The 15,471-nt window shown below is 61.9% G+C and carries 12 protein-coding genes; 11 read left to right on the plus strand and 1 reads right to left on the minus strand.

Annotated elements, in window-relative coordinates:
• Positions 1-171: 171 nt before the first annotated feature.
• Positions 172-801, minus strand: a complete 630-nt coding sequence (locus tag ACSQ84_RS15395) for an OmpA family protein (RefSeq protein WP_436212533.1) — start codon at positions 799-801, stop codon at positions 172-174.
• 480 nt (positions 802-1,281) lie between these two features.
• Here ACSQ84_RS15395 and ACSQ84_RS15400 point away from each other — a divergent pair, with 480 nt between their 5' ends.
• The 11 genes from ACSQ84_RS15400 to ACSQ84_RS15450 all read left to right on the plus strand — a co-directional run bounded on the left by ACSQ84_RS15400 (position 1,282) and on the right by ACSQ84_RS15450 (position 15,470).
• A complete protein-coding gene (locus ACSQ84_RS15400) occupies positions 1,282-1,512 on the plus strand; it encodes a hypothetical protein (RefSeq protein WP_436212534.1) in 231 nt (76 codons plus the stop codon).
• Between the two features lie 44 nt (positions 1,513-1,556).
• Positions 1,557-2,726, plus strand: coding sequence for a winged helix-turn-helix domain-containing protein (locus tag ACSQ84_RS15405; RefSeq protein ID WP_436212535.1), 1,170 nt, complete (start codon positions 1,557-1,559; stop codon positions 2,724-2,726).
• A 68-nt stretch (positions 2,727-2,794) separates the two neighbouring features.
• Positions 2,795-3,208, plus strand: a complete 414-nt coding sequence (locus tag ACSQ84_RS15410) for a hypothetical protein (RefSeq protein WP_436212536.1) — start codon at positions 2,795-2,797, stop codon at positions 3,206-3,208.
• Between the two features lie 306 nt (positions 3,209-3,514).
• The gene (locus ACSQ84_RS15415) at positions 3,515-4,621 is read left to right on the plus strand and encodes an efflux RND transporter periplasmic adaptor subunit (protein ID WP_436212537.1); all 1,107 of its coding nucleotides are present in this window, start codon (positions 3,515-3,517) and stop codon (positions 4,619-4,621) included.
• Positions 4,622-4,659: 38 nt separating this feature from the next.
• Entirely contained in the window at positions 4,660-7,809 is a 3,150-nt protein-coding gene (locus ACSQ84_RS15420) for an efflux RND transporter permease subunit (RefSeq protein ID WP_436212538.1), read from the plus strand.
• A gap of 19 nt (positions 7,810-7,828) precedes the next feature.
• Positions 7,829-8,437, plus strand: coding sequence for a TetR/AcrR family transcriptional regulator (locus ACSQ84_RS15425; protein ID WP_436212539.1), 609 nt, complete (start codon positions 7,829-7,831; stop codon positions 8,435-8,437).
• 120 nt (positions 8,438-8,557) lie between these two features.
• Positions 8,558-9,190, plus strand: coding sequence for a flavin reductase family protein (locus ACSQ84_RS15430; RefSeq protein WP_436212540.1), 633 nt, complete (start codon positions 8,558-8,560; stop codon positions 9,188-9,190).
• Positions 9,191-9,447: 257 nt separating this feature from the next.
• The gene (locus tag ACSQ84_RS15435) at positions 9,448-9,708 is read left to right on the plus strand and encodes a hypothetical protein (protein ID WP_436212541.1); all 261 of its coding nucleotides are present in this window, start codon (positions 9,448-9,450) and stop codon (positions 9,706-9,708) included.
• A 227-nt stretch (positions 9,709-9,935) separates the two neighbouring features.
• Positions 9,936-10,700, plus strand: coding sequence for a tetratricopeptide repeat protein (locus ACSQ84_RS15440; protein WP_436212542.1), 765 nt, complete (start codon positions 9,936-9,938; stop codon positions 10,698-10,700).
• 1,219 nt (positions 10,701-11,919) lie between these two features.
• Complete coding sequence (locus tag ACSQ84_RS15445; RefSeq protein WP_436212543.1) at positions 11,920-14,187, plus strand: acyl-CoA dehydrogenase; 2,268 nt, start codon at positions 11,920-11,922, stop codon at positions 14,185-14,187.
• Positions 14,187-15,470, plus strand: a complete 1,284-nt coding sequence (locus ACSQ84_RS15450) for an acetyl-CoA C-acetyltransferase (RefSeq protein ID WP_436212544.1) — start codon at positions 14,187-14,189, stop codon at positions 15,468-15,470. Before ACSQ84_RS15445 ends, ACSQ84_RS15450 begins: the two co-directional genes overlap by 1 nt.
• The last annotated feature ends 1 nt before the right edge of the window (position 15,471 follow it).

A 15,471-nucleotide genomic window follows, 5' to 3' on the forward strand; every position in this document is an offset into this window, starting at 1 on the left:
CCATAACCACAATTGTCAATCGTAATACCGGGCTGTAGCTACAGCTCGTGTAAACGCGACCCATCGGTGGTTATGGGTCCCGGCGTTCGCCGGGACGACGATAGATTTGCGGTCGCCCTAGAACGCGAAAATCCGCCTGCCGTTTCCGGCAGGCGGATTGATCGGGCGAACTTACTTCGCTGCGGTCTTGGTATCCATGTTGACCACCTGGACGCGGCGGTTGACCGGGTCCAGCGGCGCGTTCGGATCCTTCGGCCTGGTCTCGCCGTAGCCGACGGTCACGAGGTCGGAGGCGTTGAGGCCGTACTGCTCGGTCAGGTACTTCTTGATCGTATCGGCGCGGCGCTCGGAGAGGTCCTGGTTGTAGCCGTCACTGCCGACCGCGTCGGTATGACCGGCAACCACGAAGGTCGAACCCTTCAGGCTGGCGTCCGAAAGCGCCTTGCCGAGTTCCTGCACCGCCGTCATCGAGCTCTTGCTGATGTCGGCCGAGTTGTAATCGAAGCGGATTTCGAGATCGATCTTCGGCTTGGTCGCCGCGAGTTCCGCAATTTCCTGGCGCTCGCCGATCGAGAGCGACCGGGTTTTGCGATTGCGCAGCGTATCGACGAAGCTGGCTTCCTTGGCCTGAGCGGCGGTGTTGACCTGCGGGCCAACCGAGAGGCCGCGGGTCGCCGACGTCGGCTTCAGGGCGCGCAGGATCTTGTCTGCCGAGACGGGGTCGCCGGCAAATGCCACGCCCGCTGTCATCGACAGCGCGGCGCCGAATGTCATGATGGAAAATCCATAAAAGCGGGTCATGGTCGTCATCCTCACGGGTTACGCCTGCCATATTGGCTGGTTGGCGGTTTGATGCTGCGAGAATAAGACAGGTTCAAACCGACCAATGTGATCTAGGTCACGTTCGAAAAGGCCCGGCTTATGGTCCGAGATCGTAGCCCTATTATGCGCGGCCGTCCGCTGGCTGATTGCCCGAGAAGCCGGGTCTCAGGGGCCGACAGGCGCTAGCGCCTAACTCGCGTTGTCTTCGGCAATTTCACTGCCGTTCATCGCCGGGTCTCAATGCCGTCGCGCCAGCGCCGATCTGTGGACAACAAATAGGCAAGATGGGGACCTAGCAGGATTCCTGACGAAGAATCCCAAAAGATGACTTCCAAAGAAGTTTCAAGAAGCGGTTTGGGCAAGTGAACAGGCGGGCGGGTGTTTCAATCGACAAAGCGTCAACGTGAGTATCAAAATTATCGCAGCGGTCCACCAGAGCTTACGGGCTCGGCAAGTTCAATGCCGACCCTGATCGGCGCGGCCATGATCGCGGCGGCGATCTTGCTATCGACGTTCATCAATGCGCTCGGCACCCGCTATATCGCCTTCGAAGGTCCGACCGAAGAGAGCGCGTGGCTGGTCGATCGTCTGACCGGCAGCGTCTACAAATGCCGCGCCCCGGACCATGGCAAGGCGTCCTGCGAGCCGGATGTCGCGACCGGCAGCGTCCCGGACCGACCGAAACGATAATCCGGGACTCCTCCCGCGGCCGAATCCGATTACATTGCCGGGCGATGCCCCGCGCGACGACACCCCATCCCCTGACCAAGACCGAGGCCCGGCGAATCTGGCTGCGGGCCCAGCGCCTCGATATGCCTGACCCGTTCGGCGAGGGGCCGGCGGCCATCGTGGCCGCGGTGGAGCACCTAGGCTATGTGCAGATCGACACCATCAACGTGATCGAGCGCTGCCACCACCACATTCTCTTTAGCCGTATCCCCAACTATCGGCGCGCGGATCTGCGGCAGGCCCAGAGTGTCGACAAGAGCGTGTTCGAATACTGGACCCATGCGCTGTCCTATGTGCCGTCGAAAGACTTTCGCTTCTTCGTGCCCGACATGAAGCTGCACAGGCGCGAGGGCCATAAATGGTTCGCGTCCGTCAGCCCGGCCGACACCCGCAAGGTGATGCGGCTGCTCAAGCGCGATGGCGCCTTGACCATCCGCGATATCGAGGACGACGTGCTGACGGAGAAGGAACATCTGTGGGCGAGCCGCAAGCCTTCGAAGCGGGCGCTGCAGCTGGCGTTCTACACCGGCGCGGTCACGATCTCCGAACGCACCGGGATGCTGAAAACCTACGAGCTGATGACGCGGCATTTCGGCTGGGACAAACCGCCCAAGCCGGCGTCGAGCCTGGAGACGACCACCTATCTGCTCGATCGTGCGTTGCGGGCGCAAGGGCTCGTCAGCCTCGATTCGATTTGTCATCTCGACGCGCCAAGCAAGACGGCGGTGCGGCGCCTGATCGAGGCGCGCGTCCGCCGCAAGGAAATGATCCCGGTCGCGCTCGAAGGCGCGGGCAAGCAGGAACATTGGGCGCGGCCCGAGACGCTGGAGCAACCGGCAGGCGAGGGCGATGGCGGCCTCGTGCACGTCCTCTCGCCGTTCGATCCCCTGATCATCCAGCGCAAGCGCACCGAATTGTTCTTCGATTACGGCCATAGTTTCGAGGCCTATGTGCCCCGGGAAAAGCGCCTGTTCGGCTACTTCGCACTGCCGGTGCTGGTCGGTGAAGACATCGTCGCCGCGATTGATCTGAAGACCGACCGCAAGAACAAAAATTTGCTGATGCAGAAGTGGAGCTGGGTCGGCAAGGGCGCCGCGCGCAGCGCCCGCAAGGAATACAAGCGCCGCATCGAAGAAGAACTGCATCGCTTCGAGCGGTTTCAGCTCGCGGAGTGAGTTTCCGTTTGGGAACTTGCGGCCTTCCGGCCGGTTGGTTTGCAACAACCGGATCGCCGGGAGGCGTCATGGACAAGGACAAATCAATTCTGGAGAGGTTCACCGAGACGGTGAAGGACGTCGCAAAAGCCGCGACCGATGCGGCGAGCCTTGCACTCAAAGCCGACGCGCCGGCGCTCAAGGCGGATGAACGCGCCGTCGCCTATATGCCGCTGGCGGCTGACGGTCTGGTTTCCGATCCTCTGATGGTGCCGCCCGTTACGACGGCTCCGACGCGGAAGCGGAAACGGGCAACGCCGAAACGCGCGGCTAAGACGGCGAGCAGGAGGTCGGCGGCGAAGAAGTCTGCCAGCAAGACCGCGAAGACCACCAAGAAGGCGGCCAGGAAATCGACTGGCACTAAGTCCAGCAAGACGACCAAGGCTGCTGCGAAGAAGTCCGGCAGAAAATCCAGCAAGGCCGCAAAGCGGGCGAAGCGATAAGGTTTTGCGAGCGCATTGCGCCCCGCGGCTCGCGAATGCGTTCGGCAGCGCAGGGAATAACTCTCGCCGTCGCCCCTGCGAAACGCAGGGGCCCATACGCCGCGGCAGAGGGAATGGGCACGCGGCCAGTGGTCTTTCGCGTCACCGGCAGTCGTGGTCATGGGCTCCTGCGTTCCGCAGGGGCGACGAGGCATTGGTGCCCTCACCACCCACTTAACTCACGAATTGGTGTTCACTGACGAATATTGACATTCATCAGTGAACATTCGATACTCATCATCAGGCATGCAGCCGATGGAGAGTTCGATGTTCGCCCGTTCCGTTTTATCCAGCTATTACAGGCTCTTGACTGGAGCGATGCTGGCATTCGCCGTGTTCGCGCTGACCGGTTGCAACGAAAAGGCGGCCGAAAAGGCCGCTCCCGGGCGTCCGGTTCTGGTTGCGACCGTGCATTATGAGGCAGAAACGCCGGAACGCAGTTTTGTTGGCACCATCAGGCCGCGGATCGAGACCGACATGGGTTTCCGGGTTCCGGGCAAAGTTGCAAAACGCCTGGTGGAGGTCGGCCAGACCGTTGATGTCGGCCAGCCGCTCGCCACCCTCGATGAAGTCGATCTGAAGCTGCAGGCCGAGCAGTCCGAAGCGGAATACCGCGCCGCCACCGGCGTGCTGGCGCAGGCCACCGCCTCCGAGCAGCGCGCCAAGGATCTGCGCGCCAAGGGCTGGACCACGGACGCGCAGATGGACCAGAGCCGCGCCGCCGCCGATGAGGCCCGCGCGCGCTTCTATCGCGCCGAACGTTCGGTCGAACTGACCAAGAACTCTCTCTCTTATGCGACGCTGGTCGCCGATACCCGCGGCGTCGTCACCGCGACCCTCATTGACGCCGGCCAGGTCGTCGCCTCCGGCCAGACCGCGGTTCGTGTCGCGCGCTTTGCCGAAAAGGAAGCCGTGGTCGCAATCCCCGAGACTCTGGTAGGCCGCGCCAAGGATGGCGCTGCCTCCGTCACGCTGTGGTCGGACGCCAACAAGAAATACGTCGCGAAGCTGCGCGAGATCGCGCCCAACGCGGATCCGGCGACGCGGACCTACCTTGCAAAATTCTCGCTGCCCGGCGCCGGCGAAAACGTTTCGCTCGGCATGACCGCAACGCTGACGCTGTCCGATCCCGCCACCGAGAACGTCGCCAAGGTGCCGCTGTCGGCATTGTACAGCCAGGGCGGCAATCCTTCGCTCTATATCGTCGACGATGCCGGCGCCGTGACGCTGAAGCCCGTCGTCGTAAAATCCTATGAGAGCAATTCGGTCGTCATCACCGGCGGCGTGCCGGAAGGCGCCAAGGTTATCGCGCTCGGCGTGCAGAAGCTCGATCCGGCCCAGAAGGTCCGTGTCGTCTCGTCGTTGTCGTTCTGAGGCGTGACAGGTAGCAACGGAATTCGTTGGAGAGTGACATGAAGCGCTTCAATCTTTCGGGCTGGGCGGTAAGCCATCCGACGCTGATCCTGTTCCTGATGATCGCATTGGGTGTGGCCGGCTACTTCTCCTATCAGCGGCTCGGCCGCGCCGAGGATCCGTTCTTCACCGTGAAGGTGGTCAACGTCTCGGCGATCTGGCCGGGCGCGACGGCCCAGGAGATGCAGACCCAGGTCGCCGATCCCATTGAGAAGAAGCTGCAGGAACTGCCCTATTTCGAGAAGGTGCAGACCTATTCCAAACCCGCGTTCACCGCGATGCAGGTCACGTTCAAGGATTCGACGCCGCCCAAGGACGTGCCGTATCTGTTTTATCTGTTGCGCAAAAAACTCGCCGACGTGCAGGGCCAGTTGCCGGCCGGCCTGCTCGGTCCCAACGTCAATGACGAGTTCAGCGACGTCGACTCTATCCTCTATATGATGACCGGCGATGGCGCCGATTACGTGCAGCTGAAGAAGGCCGCCGAGGGCATGCGCCAGCGGCTGTTGAAGGTGCCCGGCGTCACCAAGGTCAACCTTTACGGCACCCAGGACGAGCGCATCTTCGTCGAATTCTCGCACGCCAAGCTGGCGACGATCGGCGTCACGCCGCAGGCGCTGTTCGATTCGCTGGCCAAGCAGAATAACGTCACGCCGGCCGGCACGGTGGAGACCTCCTCGCAGCGCGTGCCGCTGCGCGTCACCGGTGCGCTCGACGGCGCCAAGGCGGTGGCCGAGACGCCGGTCGAGAGCAACGGCCGCATATTCAGGCTGGGCGATATCGCCACCGTCACCCACGGCTTCGTCGATCCGCCGACCTTCAAGGCGCGCCAGGAAGGCAACCCCGCGCTCGGCATCGGCGTGGTCACCGCCAAGGGCGCCAACATTCTCGAGCTCGGCAAGGAAGTCGAGAACGCGAGCAATGACTTCATGAAGGCGGTGCCGCAGGGCATCAATGTCGAGCAGATCGCCGATCAGCCCAAGGTGGTCGAGCGCGCCGTCGGCGAGTTCGTGCACTCCTTCATCGAGGCGCTGGCGATCGTGCTGTTCGTCTCGTTCCTGGCGCTGGGCTGGCGAACCGGCATCGTGGTGGCGATGTCGGTGCCGCTGGTGCTGGCGATCGTCTTCATCGTCATGAACGCGATGTCGATCGATCTGCATCGTATTACGCTGGGCGCGCTGATCATCGCGCTCGGCCTGCTCGTCGACGACGCCATCATCGCGGTTGAGATGATGGTGGTGAAGATGGAGCAGGGCTGGGACCGCGTGCGCGCGGCGTCCTTTGCCTGGGAATCAACTGCGTTTCCGATGCTCACGGGGACGCTGGTCACGGCCGCTGGCTTCCTCCCCATCGGCTTTGCCAATTCAGCGGTCGGCGAATATGCCGGCGGCATTTTCTGGATCGTGGCGATCGCGCTGGTGGCGTCCTGGTTCGTCGCCGTGATCTTCACGCCCTATATCGGCGTCAAGCTGCTGCCGAACATCAAGGTCCATCACAACCACGATCCGCACGCGGTCTATGAAACGCGGGTCTATCGCATCCTGCGCAGCATGGTGCAGTGGTGCGTCGACCACCGCATCAAGGTGGTGGTGGCGACGGTTGGCGTGTTCGCGCTCTCGATCGTCGGCTTCGGCAATGTCCAGCAGCAGTTCTTCCCGCTGTCGGAACGCCCCGAACTGTTCCTGCAGTTGCGCCTGCCCGAAGGCACCGCCTTCAACGTCACCGAAAACTCCGTGAAGAAGGCGGAGGCGCTGCTCAAGGACGACAAGGACATCGCGACCTATACCTCCTATGTCGGCCAGGGTTCGCCGCGGTTTTGGCTCGGCCTCAACCCGCAGCTGCCGAATGAAGCTTTTGCCGAGATCGTCATCGTCTCCAAGGACGTCGAGGCCCGCGAGCGCATCAAGGCGCGGCTGGAGAAGGCGGTCGGCAACGGCGACCTGTCCGAGGCGCGCGTGCGTGTCGACCGTTTCAATTTCGGCCCGCCGGTCGGCTTCCCGGTTCAGTTCCGCGTGATCGGCCCCGATCCCACCAAGGTGCGCGACATCGCCTATCAGGTGCGCGACGTGATGCGGCAGAATCCCAATGCCCTCGAGCCGCAGCTCGACTGGAACGAACAGTCGCCCTACCTCAAGCTCGTGGTCGACCAGGATCGCGCCCGTGCGCTGGGCCTCACCCCGCAGGACGTCTCGCAGGCGCTCAGTATGCTGATCTCGGGCGCGCCGGTCACGACCATCCGCGACGGTATCGAGAAAGTCGGCGTGGTTGCCCGCGCCGTGCCCTCCGAACGGCTCGATCTCGGCCGCGTCGGCGATCTCACCGTGACCTCACGCAACGGCGTTGCGGTGCCGCTGCAGCAGATCGCCAAGATCGAATACGCCCACGAAGAACCGATCCTGTGGCGGCGTAACCGCGACATGGCCATCACCGTGCGCACCGACGTCGCCGACGGCGTGCAGGCGCCCGACGTCACCAATCAGATCTGGCCGAAGCTGCAGCAGATCCGCGACAGCCTCGAGCCGGCCTACCGGATCGAGCCGGGCGGCGCGTTCGAGGAATCCGCCAAGGGCAATGCCTCGATCGCCGTGCTGTTTCCGCTGATGGCGCTGGTCATGCTGACGCTCCTGATGATCCAGCTGCAGAGCTTCTCGCGCCTGATCCTGGTGTTCTTGACGGCGCCGCTCGGTATCGTCGGCGCCTCGCTCGGCCTCAACATCGCCAATCAGCCGTTCGGCTTCGTGGCGCTGCTCGGCCTGATCGCGCTGGCTGGCATGATCATGCGTAACGCGGTCATCCTGGTCGATCAGATCGAGACCGACGTTTCCCATGGCATGACGCGCAAGGAAGCCATCGTCGAAGCCACCGTCCGGCGTGCCCGGCCGGTGATCCTGACGGCGCTGGCCGCGATCCTGGCCATGATCCCGCTGTCGCGTTCGGCCTTCTGGGGCCCGATGGCGATCACCATCATGGGCGGCTTGTTTGTTGCGACCTTCCTGACCTTGCTGTACCTGCCGGGCCTCTACGCGCTCTGGTTCCGCAAGAGCCTGGAAGAAAGCGGCCAAGCCAAGCAGCCTGATCTTGCGCCGCAACATGCTCATGATCCGGCCAAGTCCCCAATCGCATTTCCGCTTGCCGACGCGGCGGAATAATTGAACATTGAGTTCTGACATGACGCTGATTTCTGAAAATGTAGAGACCGACACACGGGAGCGGATTCTCGTGGTGGCGGAGCGTCTGTTCAGGCAGATCGGCTACCAGAAGACCACGGTCGCCGACATCGCCAAAGAACTGCGCATGAGCCCGGCCAACGTCTATCGCTTCTTCGACTCCAAGAAGGCGATCCACGAAGGCGTCGCGCGCGGCCTGATGGGCGAGGTCGAGATCGAGGCGCAGCGGATAGCGGACCGGTCCGGCCCGGCCGCGCCCCGGCTGCGCGAGCTGATGAAGACCGTCCACCGTATGAACTCGGAACGCTATGTCGGCGATTCCAAGCTGCACGAGATGGTCGCGATCGCCATGGAGGAGGACTGGGAGGTCTGCAACGCCCATATCATGTTGATTACCCAGACGATGGGCAGCGTGATCGCGCAGGGCGTGGCCTCCGGCGAATTCGAGGTCGATGATCTGGAGCAGACGGCATTGTGCTGCTGCACCGCCATGATCCGGTTCTTCCACCCCCAGATGATCGCCCAATGCGCCAACAAGCCGGGCCCGACCATCGACCGGATGATCGATTTCATCCTCGCCAGCCTGGCCCCGCGCGGCAAAACGAGCTGAGGTTCGCTTTGTTGCTGTAGGGTGGGCAAAGGCGCATGCGCCGTGCCCACCATTGTTACTTCAATTAAGTCGGTGGGCACGCTACGCTTTGCCCGCCCTACGATTGAAGGAAAAACTTGAATGGACGCCAAGAGCCCAAAAGACCTGCATTATTACGAGCCCGCCAAGGGCCATGGCCTCAGGCACGATCCCTTCAACGCCATCATCGCGCCGCGCCCGATCGGGTGGATTTCATCGCGCGATACCAAGGGCAACGTCAATCTGGCGCCCTACAGCTTCTTCAACGCCTTCTGCTATCACCCGCCGATCATCGGCTTCTCCTCCACCAACTGGAAGGACAGCGCCGCCAACATCCAGGAGACGAAGGAATTCGTCTGGAATCTCGCCACCATGGATCTGGCGCAGCAGATGAACGCCACGGCAGCCCATGTCGCCCATGACGTCGACGAGTTCAAGATCGCCGGCCTCACCGCGGTGCCCGGCAAGCTGGTCAATGTGCCCCGCGTCGCCGAAAGCCCGGTCGCGTTCGAATGCCGGCTGACCCAGATCATCCAGCTGCAGGGCGCCAACGGCGACAAGGCGCAGGCCTGGCTGACGCTCGGCGAAGTCGTTGCCGTGCACATCGACAAGGCCTTGATCGAGGACGGCGTCTACCAGACCGGCAGGGCCCGTCCGATCGTCCGCGCCGGCCGCAAAGGCGATTACTTCGAGATCAAGCCGGAAAACATGTTCGAGATGGTAAGGCCGGATTGAGCTGGTCGCGCCGCTCTTCGCGGGGGCGGGATGAGCGAGGGCCCTGCGCCCGCATATTCAGCTCCGTCTCGACCCCTGCCTTCCCGGAATGCCATCGACTGCTTGAAGAACTGCTCGGCATCAGCGGTGCGCCCCTGAGCCTTGCAGGGGTCTTGGGTTGCCAAAAACCGTCACCGCGATGCGCCCGCCATTGAACCAACGGCAGATCAGGCCACACTCAAGCGAGGTAGCGCCATTGCCTGATGAGCGGATGCGGAATGCAATTTTTCCTTTGCGAAATCGTCGCTCGCCTCGTCGCGATCTATTTGTGCGCTGATTGCTGCCGCCTGGTGCGCAATGGCCTTTTCGAGAGAAAAATCGAGTACATCAACTCCGATCTGCTGGATTGGTGGTCGCATGATGTTATTCACAGAGATACGGCGCCGGTTCGGTACTGGATGTTAATCGGCGCCGAAATAACCAGCCTGGCTGCATGCCTCTTTGTTGCGATTTTTGGCTGGTGGCAACCAAACAATTGAGCATCTGCTGAAAGCACTTTTCCGGGCTTGCCGCCGGTCGATGATGTCTGGCGCTAGCAAGACCGACCTCGCGGGGCATGCGGGCTTTCACCCAATCGGCCCAAACGGCACGGGCTGGGACCGGCCGTGAACCAGTTTTCGCATTGACGCGACTAATGCCCGGTAGGCCGCGCCGGTCAATTACCGGCAATGACGTCTCCCTTGCTCCAGCCAAATTGGCTTCAGAGATGAAAATGAACAAGCGGGCTTTGTTCTCCATCACGGCCACGGTGGTGCCCACCAATTGGGGAATTAACATGAAAGTTATTGCCTTAGCTTTCTCATGCCTTTTGGTTTTTTCAATTCCCGCCAATGCAAATGAAGCGGACACCTTCAATGCGATGGTGGCATTGGCCAATAAGGGAGATGCAGAGGCGCAATACCATGTTGGCATGATGCACAACAATGGCATCGGCACCCAAAAAGATCCGAGGCAGGCATTTGAGTGGTTTCAAAAATCCACCGCATCCAACGACCCGCTGGGAGCCTATAAGCTTGGTTGCTATTACGCCGGGCAAGGCGCGGGCGTTGTAGCGTATGACGCAGATGAAGCATTGAAATACAAACTTGTTGCTGCCAAAGCCGGTTATGCGCTTGCCCAGCACGATGTTGCCATTCTGTATGACAAACAGGGAAATTCAGAAGAGGCGCTAAAGTGGTGGAAGATGGCAGGCGACCAGGGATTGCCCGGCGCCCTCTTTAGTTTATCGATGTCGTATTCCGCAGGAAAAGGAGCGCCAAGAGATTTGTCGTTGTCGTATGCGTATTTCAAACTCTCAAAACTGGCGCCCAAAAAAAATGTGAATGAGATGGCCACCAGGTTGTCCAAAGCAGAACTTGAGAAAGCGGAAAAATTGGTTTCCGAATGGAGCCCACAACCGACAGCGCTGACACTCAAGGCAAAGAGCGGCGTCGGGGCAGCAGAAGAGCTCTTGAAAGGGCCCAGGAAGTAAGTGTTCTCGGCTAATTGGTTCGAAATTGAGCTACTCGTGGCTTCTGCACATTAAATGCGCTGTCACCGAATTATGCAGTTCCGATTTGCAGGCCTTCGTAGGGCGGGTTCTCTTTAACCCGCCACCTCGCAATCGAGCGGCGGGTTAAAGCGAACCCGCCCTACGGACTACGCGCGACTGTCGCAATTTCCTGGTACTACAGATTTCGGTGACAGTGCACTTAACTCGTGTGAGATTTCGGTGACAGTGCACTTAACTCGTGTGGCCTTCTAGGCCATGATTGAGTGCACTCAGTCGTCACGGTAGCGGTACGGTCGGACACGGATCGGGCGGCTCCGCCGCTCCTCCCAGGACTCGACGCGCTGCCATCCGCGGCTACGGCCGCGCCCGTCCTCGATCACCAGCGTGTCGGTGCGGCTGCAGCGGCCGTTTGAGCAGTTGGACGAGGAGTTCGACGACTGACTTCCGGCCATCACTGGAGAGATGGCGAGGCTCGCCGCGGAGGCCAAGCCGAACAGCGAGCCGAAGAGAACGACACGGAGTTAGCGTCTGTTTCGGTAGGGCATGAGAGCTTCTCCCGCACGTTTGATTGACAACTTCGGCCCCTCTCACGCGTTCCATCGCGGGCCCAACAATGATGCCCCTGTGCGGTTTCACAGGCAGTGCATTTAACTCGTGGCCTTCTGCACATTAAGTGTCACCGTAATTCGGCTAATGGGTGTCACCGTAATTGCATTGCGCAGGGAATGTCGGATGTTCTCCGCTGCCCTGTATGCTCGTGTGCGCACCTTTTTGTGCACGTTGCACATGAGATCGCGGGTGCAGCGCGCATCCGGCGTTCCCTGCGCCCTCTCATTTCGAGAAGGTGCGAAAATTACCTCCAAACCTCGGGCAGATCGTGCCGCGAGAAGGCGAAGCTATTTCTCCGTCATTGCGAACTCCGCGAAGCAAATCCATGGAGCCGCAAAGTAAGAATGGATTGCTTCGCTTCGCTCGCAATGACGTGGACGAGGCTGGCGGCCAATCCGGACGATGAAGCCGAAGCGGATGAATCAGAAGGCCGCGCCTCACCCCCCCGGAACCGTCACGCCCCGCAGCCGTTATCTCCTGCCGCCCGGCCGCGTCAATTTCGCTCTATTTTCAAAGCGAAGTGTTCACCCAAATCCGGCACTTTCCGCTAAAATAGCCGTCCGCGCTGCCGATGCATGAGGATACCGCCATGAGCTTCCGCCGCGATTTCATCACCAAGCCGATCTTCTCCTGGGCCCGCGGCGTGTTGCCTGCGATGTCCGATACCGAGCGCGAGGCGCTGGAAGCGGGTGACGTCTGGTGGGACGCCGACCTCTTCGCCGGCAATCCCGACTGGTCGAAACTGCTGGCGTATGCGCCGGCGACGCTGACGGAGGAGGAAACGGCCTTCCTGAACGGTCCGGTCGATGAACTCTGCGCCATGCTCGACGACTGGAAGATCAACTGGGAATGGCGCGACCTGCCGCCGGAGGCGTGGGACTTCATCAAGCGCCACAAATTCTTCGGCATGATCATTCCGAAGGAATATGGCGGCCTCGGTTTCTCGCCCTACGCGCATTCCGAAGTGGTGCGCAAACTGTCGTCGCGCTCGCTCACCGCTGCCGTCACCGTGATGGTGCCGAACTCGCTCGGGCCCGGCGAACTCCTGATGAGGTTCGGCACCAAGGACCAGCAGCAGCAATGGCTGCCGCGCCTGGCCGATGGCCGCGACATTCCCTGCTTCGGACTGACCAGCCCGGAAGCCGGCTCCGATGCCGCGTCGATGGTCGACACCGGCATCATCTGCAAGGGCACGTTCGAAGGCCGCGAAGTGCTGGGGCTGCGCCTCAACTGGCACAAGCGCTACATCACGCTCGGGCCGGTCTCGACGCTGCTGGGCTTAGCCTTCAAGGCTTACGACCCGGATCATCTGGTGGGCTCCGAACAAGAGCTTGGCATCACAGTCGCCCTGATCCCCACGAACCTCCCGGGCGTCGAAATCGGCAAGCGCCATCTGCCGGCGATGCAGGTATTCCAGAATGGCCCGAACTGGGGCCATGATGTCTTTATCCCGATGGATTACATTATCGGCGGCCAAGAGCGGCTCGGCCAGGGCTGGAAAATGCTGATGACGGCGCTCGCCGCCGGCCGCGGCATCTCGCTGCCGTCGCTGTCGGCTGCGGGTGCCGCCTATGCCGCGCGCACCTCCGGCGCCTATGCCCGCATCCGTGAGCAGTTCGGTATTTCCATCTCCAAGTTCGAGGGCATCGAGGAGCCGCTGGCGCGCATTGCCGGCACCGCATACCTGCTCGACGCCGCGCGGCGGCTCACTTGTGCCGCACTCAACCAAGGCCATCATCCCGCGGTTATTTCCGGCATCATGAAGCTGCACGCCACCGAGCGGATGCGGATCGCGATCGACGACGCCATGGATATTCATGGCGGCAAGGCTGTCATCGACGGCCCGCAGAACTATCTGGGCAATCTCTACCGTTCGGTGCCGGTCGGCATCACTGTGGAAGGCGCCAATATCCTCACCCGCAACCTCATCGTGTTCGGGCAGGGCGCGATCCGCGCCCATCCCTATCTGCTCGACGAGATGAACGCGCTCGGCGAGCAAGACCGCGCCAAGGGGCTGGACGCCTTCGACAAGGCGTTCTGGAATCATATCGGCCACAGCTTCAAAACCATGTTCCGCGCCTGGGGCCGCAGCTGGACTTTTGGGGTGTTCGCGCCGGCGCCCGACGCAGGCGATGCGACCAAATTCTATCGCCAGCTCTCGCGCTATTCCTCGGCATTCGCACTCTGCGCCGACATGGCGCTGTTGACCCTGGGCGGCGCGCTCAAGCGCAAGGAAATGCTGTCGGCACGCTTTGGCGATATCCTTTCCGAACTCTATCTGCTGTCGGCGGCGCTAAAACGCTGGCAGGACGAGGGCCGCCAAAGTGCCGATTTCGCCGCACTGGAATGGTGCATGGCCAGCGGCTTCAAGACCATTGAGAACCGCTTTGCGGAAATCCTCCATAATCTGCCCAACCGGTTCGTCGCAATGATCCTGAAATTCCTGGTCCAGCCGTTCGGCGCGCGGGTGGTCGGCCCATCCGACCGGGTCGTCCATCTCTGCGCGCAACTGGTGCTGTCGCCATCCGCGGCGCGTGACCGGCTGACGTCCGATTTGTCACATGTCGATGACGACCGCGGCGTCGCCCGGCTGGAAAGGGCGTTTTTGCTGGTGACGGCGGCGGAAGACAGTTCGAAGAAGATGCACGCCGCGCGTCTGCACGACTGGAAAGAGGCCGTGAAGAAGGGCGTCATCACCCAGTCCGAGGGCGAAAAGCTCGCGGCCGCCCATGAAGCTGTCGCAAAAGTGATCGAGGTCGACGATTTTTCGCCGCAAGCGCTGTCGCCGATTTACAGGAAAGCCGCCGACGTGCATCAGTTCTTCCAGGAATTGGGTGAGCAGAGGGCGGCGAGCTGATGGCGCGACCGGTTTTTATTGTCGACGGCAGCCGGACGCCGTTCCTGAAAGCGCGTTCCGGCCCCGGGCCCTTCACCCCCGTTGATCTCGCCGTGCAATGCGGCCGGCCGCTACTCGCGCGGCAGCCCTTTGCGCCCACCGCCTTCGACCAGGTGATTTTGGGCTGCGTCAACGTCATTGCCGACGAGATGAATCCGGCGCGGGTCGCGGCGCTGCGGCTCGGCATGGGCGAGAAGATGGTCGCGTTCACCGTCCAGATCAATTGCGGCTCCGGCATGCAGTCGATCGACACGGGCTACCGCTATATCCGCGAAGGCGTTTCCGATCTGATCCTCGCCGGCGGCGCCGAGGCGCTCAGCCATGCGCCGCTGGTGTGGCCGCAGCAGGGCGTGCGCTGGTTCGCAGGCCTTGCGGGCGCGCGGGGCGTCGGCGCCAAAATCATGGCGGCGCTGAAAGTCCGGCCGTCCTATTTCAAGCCGATCATCGGCCTCGAACGTGGGCTGACCGACCCCATTACCGACCTCAACATGGGCCAGACCGCCGAGGTGGTCGGGCATCTCTTCGGCATTACGCGGGCGCAGTCGGATGCCTATGCCGCCGAAAGCCACAAGCGGCTGGCGCACGCGCAAAGCCAGGGCTTTCTCAAAAGCGAGGTTGAAACCGCCTTCGCGCACGACGGCAAATTCTATGACCACGACGACGGCGTACGGCCGGATTCCACGGCCGACACGCTCGCAAAGCTGAAGCCGGTATTCGAGCGGCCCTGGGGCAAGGTCACCGCCGGCAATTCCTCGCAGATCACCGACGGCGCGTCCTGGGTGATCCTCGCTTCCGAGCAGGCCGTTGCCAAACATGGCCTGACGCCGAAGGCTGTGATCCTCGACAGCCAATGGTCCGCGCTCGATCCCTCCATCATGGGCCTCGGGCCGGTGCTGTCGGCAACCGAACTGTTGAAGCGCAACAACCTCGCGCTCGCCGATATCGAGACCTGGGAGTTGAACGAAGCCTTTGCGACCCAGGTGCTGGGCTGTCTCGCGGCCTGGAACGATGAAAAATTCTGCAAGGAGATTCTGGGTCTCGATGGTGCCGCCGGCGCCATCGACCAGACCAAAATGAACGTCGACGGCGGCGCGATCAGCCTCGGTCATCCCGTCGGCTGCAGCGGCAACCGCATCGTGCTGCATCTCGTCAACGCCATGAAGCGGTTGGGCACGCGGCGCGGCATCGCCACCGAATGTATCGGCGGCGGGCAGGGCGGCGCGATGCTGATAGAGACGGTGTGAT

Origin of the sequence: Bradyrhizobium sp. LjRoot220, from assembly GCF_964252915.1 — a bacterium.
Classification (GTDB): Bacteria; Pseudomonadota; Alphaproteobacteria; order Rhizobiales; family Xanthobacteraceae; genus Bradyrhizobium.

What these genes read in the sequence shown, in the direction of transcription:
- ACSQ84_RS15400 (WP_436212534.1), top strand. Translation starts at nt 1,282, where the DNA reads ATGCCGACCCTGATCGGCGCGGCCATGATCGCGGCGGCGATCTTGCTA.
- ACSQ84_RS15445 (WP_436212543.1), top strand. Translation starts at nt 11,920, where the DNA reads ATGAGCTTCCGCCGCGATTTCATCACCAAGCCGATCTTCTCCTGGGCC.
- ACSQ84_RS15440 (WP_436212542.1), top strand. Translation starts at nt 9,936, where the DNA reads ATGAAAATGAACAAGCGGGCTTTGTTCTCCATCACGGCCACGGTGGTG.
- ACSQ84_RS15395 (WP_436212533.1), bottom strand. Translation starts at nt 801, where the DNA reads ATGACCCGCTTTTATGGATTTTCCATCATGACATTCGGCGCCGCGCTG.
- ACSQ84_RS15405 (WP_436212535.1), top strand. Translation starts at nt 1,557, where the DNA reads ATGCCCCGCGCGACGACACCCCATCCCCTGACCAAGACCGAGGCCCGG.
- ACSQ84_RS15430 (WP_436212540.1), top strand. Translation starts at nt 8,558, where the DNA reads ATGGACGCCAAGAGCCCAAAAGACCTGCATTATTACGAGCCCGCCAAG.
- ACSQ84_RS15425 (WP_436212539.1), top strand. Translation starts at nt 7,829, where the DNA reads ATGACGCTGATTTCTGAAAATGTAGAGACCGACACACGGGAGCGGATT.
- ACSQ84_RS15420 (WP_436212538.1), top strand. Translation starts at nt 4,660, where the DNA reads ATGAAGCGCTTCAATCTTTCGGGCTGGGCGGTAAGCCATCCGACGCTG.
- ACSQ84_RS15410 (WP_436212536.1), top strand. Translation starts at nt 2,795, where the DNA reads ATGGACAAGGACAAATCAATTCTGGAGAGGTTCACCGAGACGGTGAAG.
- ACSQ84_RS15435 (WP_436212541.1), top strand. Translation starts at nt 9,448, where the DNA reads ATGCAATTTTTCCTTTGCGAAATCGTCGCTCGCCTCGTCGCGATCTAT.
- ACSQ84_RS15415 (WP_436212537.1), top strand. Translation starts at nt 3,515, where the DNA reads ATGTTCGCCCGTTCCGTTTTATCCAGCTATTACAGGCTCTTGACTGGA.
- ACSQ84_RS15450 (WP_436212544.1), top strand. Translation starts at nt 14,187, where the DNA reads ATGGCGCGACCGGTTTTTATTGTCGACGGCAGCCGGACGCCGTTCCTG.